Genomic DNA, 696 nt, shown 5'->3' on the forward strand with positions numbered 1-696 from the left:
CTCAAGCTGGCGGAGGCGGCGGTGGCCAAAACGCCCGACTGCCGGATATTTGTGGTGGGACAGGTGGGCCTTTCCTGGTTTCGGGAGCGGAAGATACCCGTGCAGGAGTTTCCGTTTTCCACCCAGAATCCCAATATGCACCGGGCCCGGGAAATCGGAACCTTTTTGACGCAGGAATACCGGTTGGGAAGACTGGACGCGCTGTACGCCGTTTACACGGAGATGGTGACTTCCATGACGCTGGAGGCGCGAATGGTGCAACTGCTTCCCCTCAGCCGGGATACCTTTCCGTGGAAGCCCGACGATCAGTCCAGATATGTGCAGTCGATGACCTACGTGCCGTCTGAGACGGCAGTGCTGACCACGCTGGTCCCCCGCTATGTCAACGGCATGCTGTTCAGCCTGCTGGTGGAATCCTTCTGCTCGGAGCAGCAGGCGCGGATGACCGCCATGGACAACTCCACGAAAAACGCCGCGGATTTAATCCGGCAGTTGAATCTGCAATATAACCGCGCACGGCAGGCCGCCATTACACAGGAGATTACCGAGGTGGTGGGCGGCGCGCAGGCCAGCAGCCAATGAGCGCGGAGTGTTTTGTAACAAGTTCGGAAAGAGTGATTTTATGTCTGAAAACAAGGGAACCGTCGTTCAGGTTATGGGACCCGTGGTGGATGTGGAGTTTCCCGCAGGGAAGCT

General features: G+C 58.0%; 1 protein-coding gene. It reads left to right on the forward strand.

The annotated features are described in order from the left end of the window. On the forward strand, positions 1-582 hold a 582-nt coding region (locus B2W96_RS07715; protein ID WP_293009708.1), incomplete at its 5' end, for a F0F1 ATP synthase subunit gamma. Positions 583-696 lie beyond the last annotated feature (114 nt).

Source organism: Oscillibacter sp. UBA6647 (assembly GCA_002455655.1).
Taxonomy (GTDB): domain Bacteria; phylum Bacillota; class Clostridia; order Oscillospirales; family Oscillospiraceae; genus Oscillibacter.